The organism is Corynebacterium sp. HMSC08D02, assembly GCF_001807505.1.
Taxonomy (GTDB): Bacteria; Actinomycetota; Actinomycetes; order Mycobacteriales; family Mycobacteriaceae; genus Corynebacterium; species Corynebacterium pseudogenitalium.
Genome location: NZ_KV789236.1, coordinates 151,133 through 166,000 on the forward strand (window position 1 = coordinate 151,133; position 14,868 = coordinate 166,000).

At 64.0% G+C, this 14,868-nt stretch carries 17 protein-coding genes; 14 read left to right on the plus strand and 3 right to left on the minus strand.

Annotation, left to right across the window (positions count from 1 at the left end; genetic code table 11):
• Positions 1 to 61 precede the first annotated feature (61 nt).
• Entirely contained in the window at positions 62 to 1,030 is a 969-nt protein-coding gene (locus HMPREF3170_RS01835; RefSeq protein WP_070363214.1) for a MinD/ParA family ATP-binding protein, read from the plus strand.
• A 13-nt stretch (positions 1,031 to 1,043) separates the two neighbouring features.
• Positions 1,044 to 2,309 (plus strand): D-inositol-3-phosphate glycosyltransferase, encoded by a 1,266-nt coding sequence (mshA, locus tag HMPREF3170_RS01840; protein WP_070477363.1) that lies wholly within the window; start codon positions 1,044 to 1,046, stop codon positions 2,307 to 2,309.
• 304 nt (positions 2,310 to 2,613) lie between these two features.
• Here the strand turns inward: mshA and HMPREF3170_RS01845 are convergent, their stop codons facing one another.
• Positions 2,614 to 3,729, minus strand: a complete 1,116-nt coding sequence (locus HMPREF3170_RS01845) for a chymotrypsin family serine protease (protein WP_070477365.1) — start codon at positions 3,727 to 3,729, stop codon at positions 2,614 to 2,616.
• A gap of 50 nt (positions 3,730 to 3,779) precedes the next feature.
• On the opposite strand from HMPREF3170_RS01845, the gene HMPREF3170_RS01850 reads away from it, so the two are divergent.
• Genes HMPREF3170_RS01850 through HMPREF3170_RS01860 form a run of 3 tightly spaced genes read left to right on the plus strand, consistent with a single transcriptional unit; the run spans position 3,780 to position 6,399 of the window.
• The gene (locus HMPREF3170_RS01850) at positions 3,780 to 4,526 is read left to right on the plus strand and encodes a phosphoglyceromutase (protein WP_070363602.1); all 747 of its coding nucleotides are present in this window, start codon (positions 3,780 to 3,782) and stop codon (positions 4,524 to 4,526) included.
• Positions 4,527 to 4,535: 9 nt separating this feature from the next.
• Positions 4,536 to 5,675 (plus strand): sensor histidine kinase, encoded by a 1,140-nt coding sequence (locus HMPREF3170_RS01855; RefSeq protein WP_083290798.1) that lies wholly within the window; start codon positions 4,536 to 4,538, stop codon positions 5,673 to 5,675.
• 25 nt (positions 5,676 to 5,700) lie between these two features.
• A complete protein-coding gene (locus tag HMPREF3170_RS01860; RefSeq protein WP_070477372.1) occupies positions 5,701 to 6,399 on the plus strand; it encodes a response regulator transcription factor in 699 nt (232 codons plus the stop codon).
• On the opposite strand, the gene HMPREF3170_RS01865 is transcribed toward HMPREF3170_RS01860, so the two are convergent.
• The gene (locus HMPREF3170_RS01865; protein WP_070363207.1) at positions 6,381 to 7,256 is read right to left on the minus strand and encodes a DUF3109 family protein; all 876 of its coding nucleotides are present in this window, start codon (positions 7,254 to 7,256) and stop codon (positions 6,381 to 6,383) included. The genes HMPREF3170_RS01860 and HMPREF3170_RS01865 overlap by 19 nt on opposite strands.
• A 33-nt stretch (positions 7,257 to 7,289) precedes the next feature.
• Here HMPREF3170_RS01865 and HMPREF3170_RS01870 point away from each other — a divergent pair, with 33 nt between their 5' ends.
• The 7 genes from HMPREF3170_RS01870 (at position 7,290) to HMPREF3170_RS01895 (ending at position 12,155) form a co-directional block, all read left to right on the plus strand.
• Entirely contained in the window at positions 7,290 to 8,246 is a 957-nt protein-coding gene (locus HMPREF3170_RS01870; protein WP_070477374.1) for a Ppx/GppA family phosphatase, read from the plus strand.
• Positions 8,246 to 9,016: a hypothetical protein gene (locus HMPREF3170_RS01875; protein WP_070477376.1), complete on the plus strand. Its 771-nt coding sequence runs from the start codon at positions 8,246 to 8,248 to the stop codon at positions 9,014 to 9,016. Before HMPREF3170_RS01870 ends, HMPREF3170_RS01875 begins: the two co-directional genes overlap by 1 nt.
• A 45-nt stretch (positions 9,017 to 9,061) precedes the next feature.
• Positions 9,062 to 9,865: a pyrroline-5-carboxylate reductase gene (gene proC / locus HMPREF3170_RS01880; RefSeq protein WP_070477378.1), complete on the plus strand. Its 804-nt coding sequence runs from the start codon at positions 9,062 to 9,064 to the stop codon at positions 9,863 to 9,865.
• 209 nt (positions 9,866 to 10,074) lie between these two features.
• The gene (locus HMPREF3170_RS01885; RefSeq protein ID WP_070363204.1) at positions 10,075 to 10,266 is read left to right on the plus strand and encodes a helix-turn-helix domain-containing protein; all 192 of its coding nucleotides are present in this window, start codon (positions 10,075 to 10,077) and stop codon (positions 10,264 to 10,266) included.
• Between the two features lie 127 nt (positions 10,267 to 10,393).
• Positions 10,394 to 10,495: a 30S ribosomal protein bS22 gene (locus tag HMPREF3170_RS11225; protein WP_003855542.1), complete on the plus strand. Its 102-nt coding sequence runs from the start codon at positions 10,394 to 10,396 to the stop codon at positions 10,493 to 10,495.
• A 392-nt stretch (positions 10,496 to 10,887) separates the two neighbouring features.
• Positions 10,888 to 11,952, plus strand: coding sequence for a biotin synthase BioB (gene bioB, locus HMPREF3170_RS01890; RefSeq protein WP_070477380.1), 1,065 nt, complete (start codon positions 10,888 to 10,890; stop codon positions 11,950 to 11,952).
• On the plus strand, positions 11,952 to 12,155 hold the full coding sequence (locus HMPREF3170_RS01895) for a biotin synthase auxiliary protein BsaP (protein WP_070363202.1): 204 nt from the start codon (positions 11,952 to 11,954) through the stop codon (positions 12,153 to 12,155). Before bioB ends, HMPREF3170_RS01895 begins: the two co-directional genes overlap by 1 nt.
• 16 nt (positions 12,156 to 12,171) lie before the next feature.
• Here the strand turns inward: HMPREF3170_RS01895 and HMPREF3170_RS01900 are convergent, their stop codons facing one another.
• Entirely contained in the window at positions 12,172 to 13,194 is a 1,023-nt protein-coding gene (locus HMPREF3170_RS01900; protein WP_070477382.1) for an HAD family hydrolase, read from the minus strand.
• 66 nt (positions 13,195 to 13,260) lie between these two features.
• Here HMPREF3170_RS01900 and HMPREF3170_RS01905 point away from each other — a divergent pair, with 66 nt between their 5' ends.
• Both HMPREF3170_RS01905 and HMPREF3170_RS01910 read left to right on the plus strand, forming a co-directional pair.
• On the plus strand, positions 13,261 to 13,497 hold the full coding sequence (locus HMPREF3170_RS01905) for a glutaredoxin family protein (RefSeq protein WP_070363200.1): 237 nt from the start codon (positions 13,261 to 13,263) through the stop codon (positions 13,495 to 13,497).
• 44 nt (positions 13,498 to 13,541) lie between these two features.
• Positions 13,542 to 14,867: a glutamyl-tRNA reductase gene (locus HMPREF3170_RS01910; protein WP_083290799.1), complete on the plus strand. Its 1,326-nt coding sequence runs from the start codon at positions 13,542 to 13,544 to the stop codon at positions 14,865 to 14,867.
• Position 14,868: the final 1 nt, after the last annotated feature.

Sequence of the window (14,868 nt, forward strand, 5' to 3'; positions counted from 1 at the left end):
TGCTAGTTTTCCACATCAGGTACGCTCGTGAGCCACTGGGGAAACACAAGGGGGGATTCCATTGACCACATTTTTCGACGCCACCACCGACCTCACACCGCCAACCGGCCTCGACCAAAGCAACTTGGTCGATCCCGTGAAAGCGCCGCCAAAACAGGGCTGGCGCAAACTCGTCCACAGCGCCAGCCGCGGCCGCATCAACCCTGGGCGCTCCCGCGCCCAAGCCGAACGCGACGAACTCATCGACGCCATCCGCGCACCCCTGCGCGGCGACTACCGGATTGCCGTCATGTCGCTGAAAGGGGGCGTCGGCAAGACAACAACAACCATTGCTCTCGGCGGTGTCTTCGCCGAAACCCGTGGCGACCGCGTCATCGCCATCGACGCCAACCCGGACCTCGGCACGCTCGCGCAACGCGCCACCGCCAACTCACCCGCCACCATCCGCGACCTCCTGCTCGCGCAGGACACCTCGCGGTACCCGCAGGTCCGGGCATTTACCAACCAGGCCAGCTCCCGCCTCGAAGTCATCGGCTCCGAACGCGACCCGGCCGTCAGCGAAGCCTTCTCCGAACTCGACTACCGCAAAGCCATCGACATCCTGCAACACCACTACAACGTCATCCTCACCGACTGCGGCACCGGACTCATGCACTCCGCCATGGCCGGCGTCCTCGACCTGGCCAACGCGCTCGTCCTGGTCACCTCGCCAGCCCTCGACGGCGCCCAATCAGCCGCAGCCACCCTCGACTGGCTCAGCCTCCACGGCTACGACCAGCTCGCCTCCAACGCGGTCGTCGTCATTAGCGCGGGCGCGCCGGGCAAACCCACCATCGATATGGAGCGGCTCACCGAGCACTTCGCTGCCCGCACCCGCGCCGTCCACGCCATCCCATACGACCGCCACCTGGCCGAAGGTGCCGTCGTCGATATGGACCGCCTCGCACCCGACACCCTGCGCGCCTACCAGCAACTCGCCGCGACCGTCGCAGCCGACTTCGGGTCGTGGCACCGCCACGCCGTGATGTAATACGCTGGCGAGCATGCGCGTCGCCATGATTTCAATGCACACCTCGCCCCTCGAGCAGCCCGGCATCGGGGACGCCGGGGGGATGAACGTGTACATCCTCAACATCGCCCAACAGCTCGCGCGCCAAGGCATCGAAGTCGACGTGTTCACCCGCGCCACCCGCCCCAGCCAGCCACAAATCGTTGAAGTCGAGCCGGGCTTCCGGGTCATCCACATCGTCGCCGGCCCCTACGAAGGACTGCCCAAAGAGGAACTGCCCACGCAGCTCGCCACGTTCGCCGGCGGCATCGTGCAATTCTGCCGAATTTACGACGCCCACTACGACATCATCCACGCCCACTACTGGCTCTCCGGCCAGGTTGGCTGGCTGCTTGCCGAATTGAGCGACGTCCCCCTCATCTACACCGGCCACACCTGGGCCGCCGTCAAAAACGCCTACGCGTCCGGCGCCGAAAGCTCCGAAAGCGAAGCCCGCCGCATCTGCGAACAACAACTCGTGGACAACGCCGACCGCCTCGTCGTCAACACCAACGACGAAATCACCGAACTGTCCCGCCACTACGACGTCGACGCGGACAAAATCGCCGTGGTCACCCCCGGCGCCGACACCGAGCTCTACACCCCCGGCACCAACCGCAACACCGAAATGTCACGCCGCCACCTCGGCATCCCCGTCCACGCCAAAGTGGTCGCCTTCGTCGGCCGCCTCCAAGAATTCAAAGGTCCGCAGGTGCTCATCCGGGCCATCGGCCAACTCGTTCGCGACGGCGTCGACTACCCCCTGCGCGTCCTTATCTGCGGCGGCGCCTCCGGTGGCGGAGTGAGCGTCGATACGTATCAGCGCCTCGCCGAAGAGGAAGGCGTGGGCCACATCGTGCGTTTCCTCGGGCCGCGGCCGCCCCAAGAACTCGTGAACGTCTACCAAGCCGCCGACATCGTCGCCGTGCCCAGCTACAACGAATCCTTCGGCCTCGTCGCCGTCGAAGCCCAAGCCACCGGCACTCCTGTCGTCGCGGCAGCCGTCGGCGGCCTGCCGATCGTCATCGCCGATGGCGAAACCGGCACCCTCGTCCCCAGCCACGACCCCGCCGACTGGGCCAACGCCATCGGTGAGCTCCTCGGTGACGACGACACCCGCATCGCCATGGGCCAAGCCGCCGTCGCGCAAGCCAGCAAGTTCAGCTGGCGCGAAAGCGCCCACGACCTGACCGGCATCTACCAGGACACCCTCGACCACTTCGACCGCGGCCTCTGCGACCGGAAAGCCATCGGGAGCTAGTCGCGTGTTTTTTGGGGGGGTGCGCACCAAATTCGATGTTTTCGTTCTAGTGCTGGCGCGTTTCCCCAGTTCACCGGCGCTGCGTGAAGGAATGTGGTGTCACCCCAGCAGACCCGAGTGCCAAAGGACGCAACCCACTTTTCGCGACCTGGGCGTTTGCCGGAATCGGCGGACAGGATTGCGTCCTTTGGCACTGGCTCCCCAATCTATGCACCAAATTCGATGTTTTCGTTTTAGCGTTGGTGCGTTGTCCCAGGTCGCCGACGTTGCGTGAAGGAATGTGGTGTCCCCCAGCCGCCCCGGATTACCGCCCGATCGCCTCCACTGCCGCGGCCGCGCCCCACTTGCCGAGCTGCTGCGCGTGGTGGTCGACCGCACCTGAGACGTCGGCGGCGAGGCGTTGCGCCTGCTCAACGGTGCGGACCTGGCCGGCGCGCTGGGCGGCAACTTCGGCGTCACGTTGGGCGGCGGCGACGGCCTCGTCGAAGCCCTGCTTGCCGGTCTTGCTCGGTTTCAGTTCGGGGTTGTCCTGCATGATCTGGCCCATCAATGCCCCTTGCTCCTGGTTGAGTGGGGTGAAGTTGCCGTGGGGCGCGGTGGAGTCGGGGAGGGTGAAGGCTTCGTTGACTTTGCCGTCGGGGACGTTGAAGGCGTCTTCGATGATGCGGTCGGCACGCTGGGCTTTGCCGAGGGGTCCTATGCCCATGGAGCTGACGCCGAGGACGGCGCCGTCGCGGGGGTCGTAGTTGATGCCGCCGGAGTCGCCGTGTTCGTAGCGCAGGCCCCAGGAGTAGATGCTGTTGCGGGAACGCGCGAGTTGGTGGCCGCAGGTGCGGCCGGTGGTGGCGCCGTCTTTGCAGATGGGCTGGCCGAAGTTGGAGGTGTCGAAATAGTTGTAGGGCAGGTTGCGGGTGTCCTGGATGTAGCGCAGTTCGCGGGGTGCGCCGTGGGCGTGGCCGTTGGCGTCGCGGGAAAAGGACATGCGGGTGGCTGGGGTGTCGGGGGCGGCGGTGACGACGCCCCAATCCGGGGTGTTGACGGTGTCCCAGAAGAACTGTGAGGGGAGGTAGACGTCGGCGTAGTCGGTGGAGGGTTTGAGGTTGGTTGGGGTGCCGATGGGGCGGTAGCTGGCGTCGATAGGCACTTCGACGCGGTGGGTGCGCATGACGTCGGTGGGCTCGTTGTCGACACCCTCGGAGAGATCGAAGCAGTGGCCGGCGGTGAGCATGACGAGCTGGCCGTTGATGGTGCCGCTGAAGCCTTGGGAGCAGGACGCGGCGCTGGCGTGTTCGGGGATGGAAATTGTGTGATTGCCCACTCGCATTGTGGTCGGCGGCTGCTCCGGGAGGACGCGAAATGGCGCTCCAGGTGCGAGAAGTGCGGCAGTGAGCGCGGCGGCGACGGCGTTGGCGTAGATCATGAGACCCAACCTTAAAGAAAAATCATACGATTCGTGGCATGATTGGTGCCATGACGAATGGAAAGTTGATTCTTGTCCGTCACGGACAAAGTGAATGGAACAAGTCCAACCAGTTCACCGGCTGGGTCGATGTCAATCTGACCGAGCAGGGTGAGCAGGAAGCCGTCAACGCCGGTAAGTTGATGGCAGAAAAGGGCGTGCTGCCGGACATCGTGTTCACGTCGCTGCTGCGTCGTGCGATCCGCACCGCGAACATCGCGTTGAACGCTGCGGACCGTCACTGGATCCCAGTTGTGCGTAACTGGCGCCTCAACGAGCGTCACTACGGCAAACTGCAGGGCCTGAACAAGGCAGAGATCCGTGAGAAGTACGGCGAGGACCAGTTCATGAGCTGGCGCCGTTCCTACGACACTCCGCCACCAGAAATCGACGCCGACAACGAGTACTCCCAGACCGACGACGTGCGTTACGCGTTCCTCCCAGAGGTGCCACGCACGGAGTGCCTGAAGGACGTTGTGGAGCGCTTCCTGCCGTACTACATCGACGTCATCCTGCCTGAGGTTCTCGACGGCAAGACGGTCATGCTGGCTGCGCACGGTAACTCGCTGCGCGCCCTGGTGAAGTACCTGGACAACATCTCCGACGATGACATCGCTGCCCTGAACATCCCGACCGGCATGCCGCTGGTCTACGAGATTGACAGCAAGGGCAAGGTGCTCAACCCAGGCGGCACGTACCTCGATCCGGAGGCGGCTGCGGCAGGTGCTGCTGCGGTTGCGAACCAGGGCCAGAAGTAAGTAGTCGCATTGTCCCCGCTACTGGCGTTTTTAGGGGGCGTAGTTCTCGCAGCGCTTGCTGCACCGTTGGTGCGGCGGGCGCTGCGTTGGCGTTTACGCAACCGGGTTGATGGCGGTTCGGATTCCCGCAGGGCGGCCACGATTAGTGAGGTGCTGCAGTTGGCGGTGCAGGGCTCGCCGACGGGGATTGCGGTGATGAACCAGGAGGGCAAGGTGCTGCTCTCGAATGCGAGGGCGCACGATATGTCGCTGGTGTATGACCGCACGGTGCAGCCGGAGGTGTGGGACACCGCACAGCAGGTCTTTGAGGATCAGGAGACGCACGTCCTTGACCTTGACCTGCCGATTCGCGCGACGGGGTCCCGCATTCGGAACGTGCGCGTGGTGGTCAAACCGCTGACGCTGACGGAGAACTCCTACGTGATTGCGTACAGCACGGACGAGTCGGAGAACGTGCGGATGGAGCATGCGCGCCGCGACTTCGTGGCGAACGTCTCGCACGAGCTGAAGACGCCGGTGGGCGGGATGGCGCTGCTCGCGGAGGCGCTGCTGCAGGACCCGGATGACCCGGAGATGGTGGACTACTTCGGCACGAAGGTGCTGAAGGAGGCCCACCGGATGGGCGACATGATCACGGACCTGATTTCGCTGTCGAAGCTGCAGGGTGCGGAGGCTTTGCCTGAAATGTCACCGGTGAGCCTCGACGAGGTGATTGACGACGCCATCACCCGCAACCACGTCACCGCCGAGGGCCGCAACATCGACCTGATCCGTGGGGAACCCACCGGGATTACGGTGATGGGGGACCAGTCGCTGCTGACGTCCGCGGTGAGCAACCTGGTGTCGAACGCCATTAACTACTCGCCGGACGGCCAGCCGGTGAGTATTACGCAGCAGGTGCGTATGTCCGGGAAGCAGAAGGTGGCGCTTGTGCGCGTCACTGATCGCGGGATCGGGATTGCGCTGGAGGATCAGAAGCGCGTGTTTGAGCGTTTTTACCGCGTCGATAAGGCGAGGTCCCGCTCGACTGGGGGGACTGGCTTGGGTTTGGCCATCGTGAAGCACGTGGCGCAAAATCACGGGGGTACTATCAGAGTGTGGTCGCGCCCGGGGACCGGGTCGACTTTCACGCTCGAGTTGCCGATGTAGCTTTTGCAGGAGGGTTTCCCTAACCGTGTCTACGAAGATCCTGATCGTTGAAGATGAAGAGTCCCTGGCGGATCCGCTGTCGTATCTGCTGGAAAAGGAGGGCTTTTCCACGGTGTGGGCGGCCGACGGCCCCGCGGCGCTTGAGGCGTTCGAGGCCAACGACGTCGACCTTGTCCTGTTGGACCTGATGCTGCCGGGCATGAGCGGCACGGATGTGTGCCGGAAGCTGCGCGCGAGTTCGTCGGTGCCGATCATTATGGTCACGGCGCGCGATTCGGAGATCGATAAGGTGGTGGGCCTCGAGCTCGGCGCGGATGACTACGTGACCAAGCCGTACTCTACCCGCGAGCTCATCGCGCGCATCCGGGCGGTGCTGCGCCGCGGCGGGGAGTCGGCGGCGGAGGAAAAGGACGAGCCGAGCCGCGACGTACTCATCGGCGGCCGCGTCACCATGGACGTCGAGCGCCACAGCGTGCTTGTCGACGGCCAACCAGTCCGCATGCCGCTCAAGGAGTTCGACCTCCTGGAGTACCTGATGCGCAACGCCGGCCGGGTGCTTACGCGTTCCCAGCTCATCGACATGATCTGGGGCGCGGACTACGTCGGCGACACCAAGACCCTGGACGTGCACGTCAAACGGTTGCGTTCGAAGATTGAGGAGGAGCCGTCGAAGCCGAAGCAGCTGGTGACGGTGCGCGGCCTGGGCTACAAGTTCGAGGCCTGATCGCTAGCCGGGTGCGTGGTCTTCGCCTCACGCGGGAGTTTCGCGCGGGCGGCGCAGTGCGCGGCGAGGACCTCGTAGGGCTTCTCGCCAATGAGCTGCTGTAGCTCCTGCTTCATCGACTGCCACACGGGTGTACCGCCGGTGTGGCAGGCGGGCGCGTCGGTGCACCACCAGTCGAAGTCTTCGCCGCCGCCACCCCACTGGCGCCGGTCGTACTCGCCGATGGTGGTGCGCAGGATCTCTTGGCCGTCGGCGCGTTCCTCCCAGGAGTCCTCCCGGGAAAACGGCACTTGCCAGCACACTTCCGGCTTGGAGCCGATGATGTTGCGGCCCTCCGCCATCGCCCACTGGTGCAGGGAGCAGCCCGGGCCGGTCTCGGCGCCGTTGCGGTTGGCGAAGATGCAGGCGCCATCCACCACGCGCGTCTTGATGTGTGGGCCGTCGTCCTCTTCTTCGGTGTCGTCCCATTCCAGCCAGGGCTCCAGGATGGTGGGGTCGGCGGCCGCGATGTAGGAATCGACGTCGCGGGGGCGCAGCTGCCAGTACTTCGCAGGCATCTCGGCGACCGCATTATAGAGGTCATCCCGGTCCGTTTCGTCGGAGAGGTACGCGCCGTGGATGCAGCAGCCGACAACGGAGAAGTCCTCATCAATCCCGTGGCACTGCGGGGTGCCAAACCGGCAGGACCAGGTGGATTCCACCCACGTCAGGTCGATGCTGAAGTAGTGCAGCGGGTCCTCCGGGTGCATGAACACGAACCATTCGCGGGGGAAGTCGGTGGGCACTTCGCGTCCCGCGAGGATCGAGCGGCCGGCGGGGGATTCGGCGGGGAATCCGAGAAAAACTGGTTGATTCACACCAACACACCGTAGACGCACTACGCTGAGGGTGTGCGATTAGGTGTATTAGACGTAGGCAGTAATACGGTGCATCTCGTGGGGGTAGATGCCCGCAGCGGTGGCCGCCCCACCCCGATGAGTGACTGGAAGCAGCCGCTCCGGCTCGTCGAACTCCTCGACGACGAGGGCAATATTGAACCTCGGGGCGTCGACAAGCTTGTCGACGCCGTGGGGGAAGCCGCAGGTCTAAGCAGCAAGCTGAAGTGCGAAGAGTTCCTCGCCTTTGCGACGTCCGCCGTGCGCTCGGCAACGAACTCCGAGGAAGTGCTCAAGAAGGTTGAGAAGAAAACCGGCGTGCGCCTCGAAGTCCTCTCCGGCGAGGAGGAGGCGCGGCTGACGTTCCTCGCGGTGCGCCGCTGGTACGGGTGGTCCGCCGGGCGCATCACCAACCTGGACATCGGCGGCGGCTCCCTGGAGATGTCCACCGGCACCGAAGAAAGCCCCGACCTGGCCGTGTCCCTCGACCTGGGCGCCGGGCGGCTCACCCACGAGTGGTTCGAATCCGACCCGCCCGAGCGCAAAAAGATCAACCTTTTGCGCGACTACATCGACGCTGAACTCGCCGGGCCCGCCCGCGAGTTCCACGCGCTGGGGGAGGCGGGGCTGGCCGTCGGCACCTCGAAGACGTTCCGCTCCCTCGCTCGGCTAACCGGCGCTGCACCCTCCTCAGCTGGGCCTTTCGTGAAGCGAACCCTCACCGCGCCGGGCCTGCGCCAGCTCATCGCGTTCATCTCCCGCATGACCGCAGCCGACCGTGCGGAGCTCGAAGGCATCAGCGCCGACCGCTCCCACCAGATCGTTGCGGGTGCCCTAGTTGCAGAGGCTGCCATGCGAGCGCTTAAGCTTGATAAGTTAGAGATCTGTCCATGGGCGCTACGAGAAGGCGTGATCCTCCGTTGGATCGACCAAGGGCATGACTTAGGAGATGACGAAGGAGACAACGACTGATGTCTGAGGACAAGCAGCTGACGGTTGCGGAGCTCCTCGCCCGGGCCCAGAAAACCAACCCGGACGTGGGTAAGCGTCCCCGCCGACGCCGCAGCTTGGAGGAAGGCGGCGTCTCGGTCGCGGAGCTGACCGGCTCCTTCAAGGCTGTCGACGCCCGCCCGGCCGAAGCGAAGCACTCCAGCGTGCCACTCGACGCACCAGCCGAACCCGCACCGGCGAAGCCTGAGCCTGCTGCAGAGAAGCCTGCTGCCGAGAAACCTGCGGCTGCAAAGCCTGCGGCCGAGAAGCCGGTTGACCCGCCCGCGCCTGCGCCTGCCGCGCAGAAGGCCAGCCCTTCCGAGGACGAAACGACGCAGATCCGCGTCGTCGAGGACACCAAGGAGCCAGCGCAGCGCACCAAGGCTGAGCCTGCTGAGAAACCCGCCGAGGAAGACAGCCTCGACCTCTTCGACGATGAGCATGCTGAGGATGTGGACGTCGAAAAGGCTGAAGCCGCCGAGGTCGCCGAAATCGATGACGACGGCGCCGTCAACCCCATCATGCTGGTGCTCTTCGTGTTCATCGGCGTGGTTCTGGGCGTGCTCGGGTTCATGCTGTTCAGCTGGATCTGGGCGAACCTGGCAACCGCACTCGCAGCCATCCTGGGCGCCGCCGCTGTTGCGGGCGTCGTCTTCGGTGTGCGCGCGATGCACACTGGCCGCGATGGTCTGACCATGACGCTCGCGGGCGTTGCCGCCCTGGTCATGGCGTTCGGCCCGGCCCTGCTCTAAGGGCGTTTTCCACCACAGTGCCCCCGTGGCGCTAGTGTGTGGTGCATGGAAAAAATCGCAATCATTGGCGTTGGCAATATCGGCGAGGCCCTGCTGCAGGGGCTGATCGCCTCCCAGGTCGAACCGCACCACCTCATTGCCACCTGCCGCTCCGAAGAGCGCGTGGCGGCGCTCGCCGAGCGCTACGCCATCCAGGCCACGACGGACAACGTCGAGGCCGCCGCCGACGCCGACGTTGTCTTCCTGTGCGTCAAACCCAACCAGATCATTGACGTGATCGGGGAGATCGCGGAGACCGTCGCGAGCAACTCGGTGCCCACCGTGCTCGTCTCGATGGCAGCCGGCGTCGACATCGCCGACATGGAAGAGGCCATCTCGTCCGCGGGCACCCCCATCATGCGCGTGATGCCCAATACCCCGATGCTCGTGGGCAAGGGCGTGCTCGCCGTCTCCGCCGGCCGCTATGTGGAAGACGAGCAGCGGGAGGCCGTCGAAAAGCTGTTGACGTCCGCGGGCCGCGTCGTCGCCGTCCCCGAAAAGGCAATGCACGCTGTCACCGCGCTCTCGGGCTCGGGGCCCGCCTACTACTTCCTGCTCACCGAAGCACTTATCGACGCCGGCGTTGCCCTCGGACTGCCCCGGGACCTCGCTACGGAACTGGCCACCCAAACCTGCGCCGGCGCCGGAGCGCTCCTGGACCAGCACCCCGACCCCGTTGGCCTGCGTGCCGCCGTCTCCTCACCGGGCGGCACCACCGTCGCCGCAATCCGGGAACTCGAGGAGTCCGGCCTGCGCGCCGCGATCTACCGCGCCACCGACGCCTGCGCGACGCGCTCCGAAGCCTACTGAGCCGGTTGCGTTGATTGTGCCGGTTGTGCCACAGCAGTCACCGCTTTCACACCAGATACGGGGTGTTTCTCCAGGCACTTTGAAAAATTATCGGCACATGAGTCGCATTAGGCCCAGTGTTCACGATAAGGTTGTTTGAAGCACGTGCGTGTTTCGTCCTGCAGGAGGGGAAGCCTGCAGCGCGACCGTGCTGAAGGGTTTATGAATTAATGGCAAATGAAGATAAAGGCAAGTTCTTAACCGTCGCTGAAGTCGCCGAAATTATGCGCGTCTCCAAGATGACGGTCTACCGCTTGTTGCACTCGGGTGAGCTGCCGGCAGTACGCGTCGGCCGTTCCTTCCGCGTCAACGAAACGGCGGTCAGTGAGTACCTTGAATCCTCCGTGTACGACGTCGGATAAATAGCACTCACCTTGCCCGAACCTTTTTGAGTGCCAAACACCTTGGTTGTATGCTTACACCCATTGCGTGCACCCCGGGTGGATGCCGGCACGTCAAGAACGTACTACGAAGAAACGAGGAAGCCTTATGGGTTCAGTGATTAAGAAGCGCCGCAAGCGTATGTCCAAGAAGAAGCACCGCAAGATGCTTCGCCGCACGCGTGTTCAGCGTCGTAAGCTTGGCAAGTAAGCCTTTGCAGCGCCCGCACCACATGGTTGGAGCGGGCGTTTTTTCATGCGTGTGGCTCGCGCTCCATACCGGTGAGCGAGCGAATTAGCCTGGGGAAATGCGGTTGTGGGCGTGGCTAAAACCCAAATGGTAGTAACAGGATTGTAGTAATCCCCGTTTTGGCCCCCTTTTCGAGGATTACTACATTCCTGTTACTACACTTTGCAGGTCAGGCGGGTGTTCGGGCGGGTGGAGTACCCCGAAATTGCGAAAAGTTCCTCGGATTTCTGTGATCGCGGGAACTTTTTGATGTGGGTGGAGGTTGGGGCACGAAACACCTGAACGGTGTTCAATTGCGGTCTACACTGATGCGTACTTACAACACGTCCCCGCACTGAACGGAGCGCATTACCATGACCGACATCCTCGACATCGCACGCGAAAAAGCCCTTGAGCGGGGCGAAGGCCTGAACAAGGAAGAGCTCCTGCAGATCCTCACCATCGAGGACGATCGCCTGACGGAACTGCTCGACCTTGCCCATCAGGTTCGCATCAAGCACTGTGGTGTCGACGTCTCCCTTGAGGGCATCATCTCCCTGAAGACTGGCGGCTGCCCCGAGGACTGCCACTTCTGCTCCCAGTCCGGCCTGTTTGAGTCCCCGGTCCGTGCCGTCACCCTGAATATCGACGAGCTCGTGGAGGCCGCGAAGCAGTCCGAGAAGATGGGCGCCTCCGAGTTCTGCATCGTCGCCGCCGTGAAGGGCCCGACGCAGGACCTGCTGGACCAGGTCGCGGCGGCAGTGACTGCTATTCGGGAGGAGGTGGACATCTCTATTTCTGCCTCGCTTGGCATTCTGACCCGTGAACAGGCGCGCCAACTCGCGCAGATGGGCGTGTCCCGCTATAACCACAACTTCGAAACCGCTGAATCCTTCTTCCCGAACGTGGTCACCACCCACACCTGGCAGGAACGCAAGGACACTCTCGAGCACGTGCTCGCTGAGGGGATGGAGACCTGCTGTGGCGGGATCATTGGTCTGGGGGAGACGATTGAGCAGCGGGCTGAGTTCGCCACGCAGCTTGCCGAGATCCAGCCACACGAAGTGCCGATGAACTTCCTCGACCCACGTCCCGGCACCCCGTTCGCCGACCGGCCACTCGTCCCGCAGGGGGAGGCGCTTCGTGCCGTTGCGGCGTTCCGCCTGGCCATGCCCACAACCCAGCTCCGTTTTGCCGGTGGCACGGAGCTCGCGCTTGGCGACGACGGCACCGAAGCCGGCCTGATGGGCGGCGCGAACGCCATCATCGGCGGTAATTACCTGACCACGTTTGGCCGTCCGATAGAGGAGGACCGCGACGCCGTGGACCGCGTCCTCGACGGGAGCTCCCGGCCGCGCATCAACCTGGGCATTACACCCGTCGGCCAGAAGGTGAACTCCGGCCACGGCATCCTCTACGACACGATCAAGTCACTCTGATGCGCATTCCAGACAACACCGATCTTGCCGACGCCATCCTCTCTGGCGACATCGCCTGGCCTCTCGACCCGGCCCGCCCCTACGACGCGCCACGTATCTGCCCGCTGTGTCAGCGGCGGATGGTGGTGAAGATTTCGCCGATGGCGTGGTCGGCGGCGTGTTCCCGCCACGGATTGCTGCGTTCGGAGTGGCTTGAGCGGTGATGCCCGCACCAAAAAACTATCGACGACGCAGCGCCACCACGCCAGCCGCGACACCGGCAGCGAGCGCGCCGCCCGCCAGAGCGCCGAGGGCCGGGAGCATGTACCGGCGTAGGGAGCGGTAGTCCTCGATGGTCCAGCCTTGGCCGGTCGCGTAGCGGCGCAGCGCACGGTCAGGGTTGATGGCGACGGGGTTGCCGACCATGGACAGCATCGGCAGGTCGTTGATGCTGTCGGAGTAGGCGGTGCACTTTTCCAGGTCGAGCTTCTGAATCGCGGCCAGTGCCGCCACGGCGTGCTGCTTGCCGGGGCCGTGGAGGATGTCGCCGACGAGGCGACCGGTGAACTTGCCGTCTTCCTCTTCGGCGACGGTGCCGAGTGCACCGGTGAAGCCGAGGCGTTCCGCGAGCGCCTGGCCGATTTGGACCGGGGTGGCGGAGACCAGCCAGACTTGTTGGCCTTGGGCGATGTGGCGGGACGCGGCGTCGATAGTTGATTGGTAGGTCTTGTCGAGCATTTGGCGGTCGACGATTTCGGCGCAGAGCTCTTTGAGCTGCGAAACGTTCTTGCCCTTGACTAACTGGAGGGCCTGCTCGCGGCCTTTGGCGATGTCTTTGGCGCTTTCGGAGCCGGAGACGCGGTAGCGGATTTGCTTGGTCAGGGCGGGCAGGAGCTCGCGAAGGGTGATGAAGCGCTGCTTGGCCAAGCCTTTGGCCAGCAGGATGAGCGAGGAGCCCTGGATGAGGGTGTTGTCGATGTCGAAGAACGCGGCCGCCTCGGTGTCTTGGGGGACGTCGGGGTCGGGCTGGGTGATTTTCTCCCGGCCGGCGGTTTTGAAGGCGCCGCCGACGGAGTCGACGCCGGTGGCGAATTCTTCGATGCTGATGCCGAAGGTTTCTTCGATGGCGGCGGCTGCGGCGGCGTTACCAGCGGTGCGCTGGGATTCGGCGTCGAGAGGTGGGAGGGCAACTTCTTCGAGGAAGCGGCGAAGGTTGCCTTGGGTGAGTGACCATTGGGCCAGGAGTTCTTTGTGGTCGGACATTGCCAGCGAGCCTTTCACCGTGTGGCAGACGTGATAGTTTGTATCGTAAACAAGATTGGCGGAGAGATGAAACAGGTTGAACTGATGGTGCGCGCGACCTGCGGGTCGTGCGAGCGGGTGGCTGCGCAGATCGCCCCGGTGGTCGAGCAGTGCGGCGCGCAGCTCACGCTTGTAGATGTCGACGCCTCTCCGTCGCTCAACGCCGAGTTCGGGGATCGTGTCCCGGTTGTAGTGATTGATGGGGACGAGTTCGCGTGTTGGGAAGTGGATAACGCGGACCTGGCCGAGGCGCTGTCAGAGTGACGCGCTATCCTTTGGTTTGATTCACGGCTGACTGGAGGGATTGAGTGAGTGTTCTCGTTGTAGGGATGTCGCACCGCTCGGCGCCCGTTGCGTTGTTGGAACGCTTGAGTATGGATGATGCGGTGCAGCATTCGGCGGCGTCGGCGCTGGTGGAGCGCCCGTCGTTGTCTGAGGCGATGATCATTTCGACGTGTAACCGGCTGGAGGTGTACACGGTTGCCAACGCGTTCCATGCGGGTGTGCAGGATGTGTTGGCGGTGCTGGCGGAGGTCTCCGGGGTGAGTGAGGCGGAGCTGCGCGGCTACCTGTACGTGCGGTATTCGGACGCGGCTGCGGAGCACTTGTTGACGGTCGCCTCCGGCCTGGATTCCATGGTGGTGGGGGAGCAGCAGATCATTGGGCAGGTGCGGACTGCGTATACGCACGCGGCGGAGCAGGGCACGGTGGGCCCGGCGTTGCATTCGTTGGCGCAGTCGGCGTTGCATACGGGCAAGCGTGTGCATACGGAGACGTCGATTGATGATGCCGGCGGCTCGATGGTGACTTTCGCGCTGGATACGGCGATGGAGACGATGGGGGTAGACACGCTGGAGGGCCAGACTGCGCTGGTGTTGGGGGCTGGTGCGATGAGCTCGTTGGCGGCGACGCATTTGGGCAAGAGGGGCGTCGATAAGTTGATTATTGCGAACCGCACTCGCTCGCGCGCGGAGCGGTTGGCGGAGCATGCCCGGGAGGCCGGGGTGGCTGCGGAGGTCGTGGACTTTAATGCGCGCGCGGGGGCGTTGGGGCGTGTGGATATTACGGTGTCGGCGACGGCGTCAGATGGGTTCACCATTTCGGGCGAGGACATCTCGGGGCCGACGATGCTGATTGATTTGTCGCTGCCGCGCGATATTGACAATTCGGTACTGGAGCACGAGGGCGTGCACTTGATCAACATCGAGTACCTGCACGAGCAGCTGCACAACGCGGACTCGGAGGACTCGAAGGCGCTGCAGGCCGCGGAGGCGATCGTGGCCGAGGAGGTGCAGGCGTTTAGCTCCGAGCAGCGGATGCGTGATGTGGGGCCGGCGGTGGCGCAGCTGCGCCGGGTTGGCGCGGAGATTTCGCAGGAGGAGCTGGCGCGGTTGCGCAAGCGCCTTCCCGACATGGATGAGCAGGATTTTGAGCAGGTTGCCCGTTCGGTGAAGCGTGTGGTGGATAAGCTGCTGCATAAGCCGACAGTGAAGATTAAGGAGCTGGCGGCGAGCTCGGACTCGATTAGCCTGGAGACCGCCGTTGAGGAGCTGTTTGGGGTGCGCCCCGTGTCGGCTGCTACTGATATGGACCGGTTGCCGAGTCCCGACGAGTTGAAGTTGAAGGAGTCGTAAT

Excerpts from the sequence above, each read along its gene's own strand:
- mshA (WP_070477363.1), top strand. The coding sequence starts at position 1,044 with ATGCGCGTCGCCATGATTTCAATGCACACCTCGCCCCTCGAGCAGCCC.
- HMPREF3170_RS01845 (WP_070477365.1), bottom strand. The coding sequence starts at position 3,729 with ATGATCTACGCCAACGCCGTCGCCGCCGCGCTCACTGCCGCACTTCTC.
- HMPREF3170_RS01850 (WP_070363602.1), top strand. The coding sequence starts at position 3,780 with ATGACGAATGGAAAGTTGATTCTTGTCCGTCACGGACAAAGTGAATGG.
- HMPREF3170_RS01875 (WP_070477376.1), top strand. The coding sequence starts at position 8,246 with ATGTCTGAGGACAAGCAGCTGACGGTTGCGGAGCTCCTCGCCCGGGCC.
- proC (WP_070477378.1), top strand. The coding sequence starts at position 9,062 with ATGGAAAAAATCGCAATCATTGGCGTTGGCAATATCGGCGAGGCCCTG.
- HMPREF3170_RS01885 (WP_070363204.1), top strand. The coding sequence starts at position 10,075 with ATGGCAAATGAAGATAAAGGCAAGTTCTTAACCGTCGCTGAAGTCGCC.
- HMPREF3170_RS11225 (WP_003855542.1), top strand. The coding sequence starts at position 10,394 with ATGGGTTCAGTGATTAAGAAGCGCCGCAAGCGTATGTCCAAGAAGAAG.
- bioB (WP_070477380.1), top strand. The coding sequence starts at position 10,888 with ATGACCGACATCCTCGACATCGCACGCGAAAAAGCCCTTGAGCGGGGC.
- HMPREF3170_RS01895 (WP_070363202.1), top strand. The coding sequence starts at position 11,952 with ATGCGCATTCCAGACAACACCGATCTTGCCGACGCCATCCTCTCTGGC.
- HMPREF3170_RS01900 (WP_070477382.1), bottom strand. The coding sequence starts at position 13,194 with ATGTCCGACCACAAAGAACTCCTGGCCCAATGGTCACTCACCCAAGGC.
- HMPREF3170_RS01905 (WP_070363200.1), top strand. The coding sequence starts at position 13,261 with ATGAAACAGGTTGAACTGATGGTGCGCGCGACCTGCGGGTCGTGCGAG.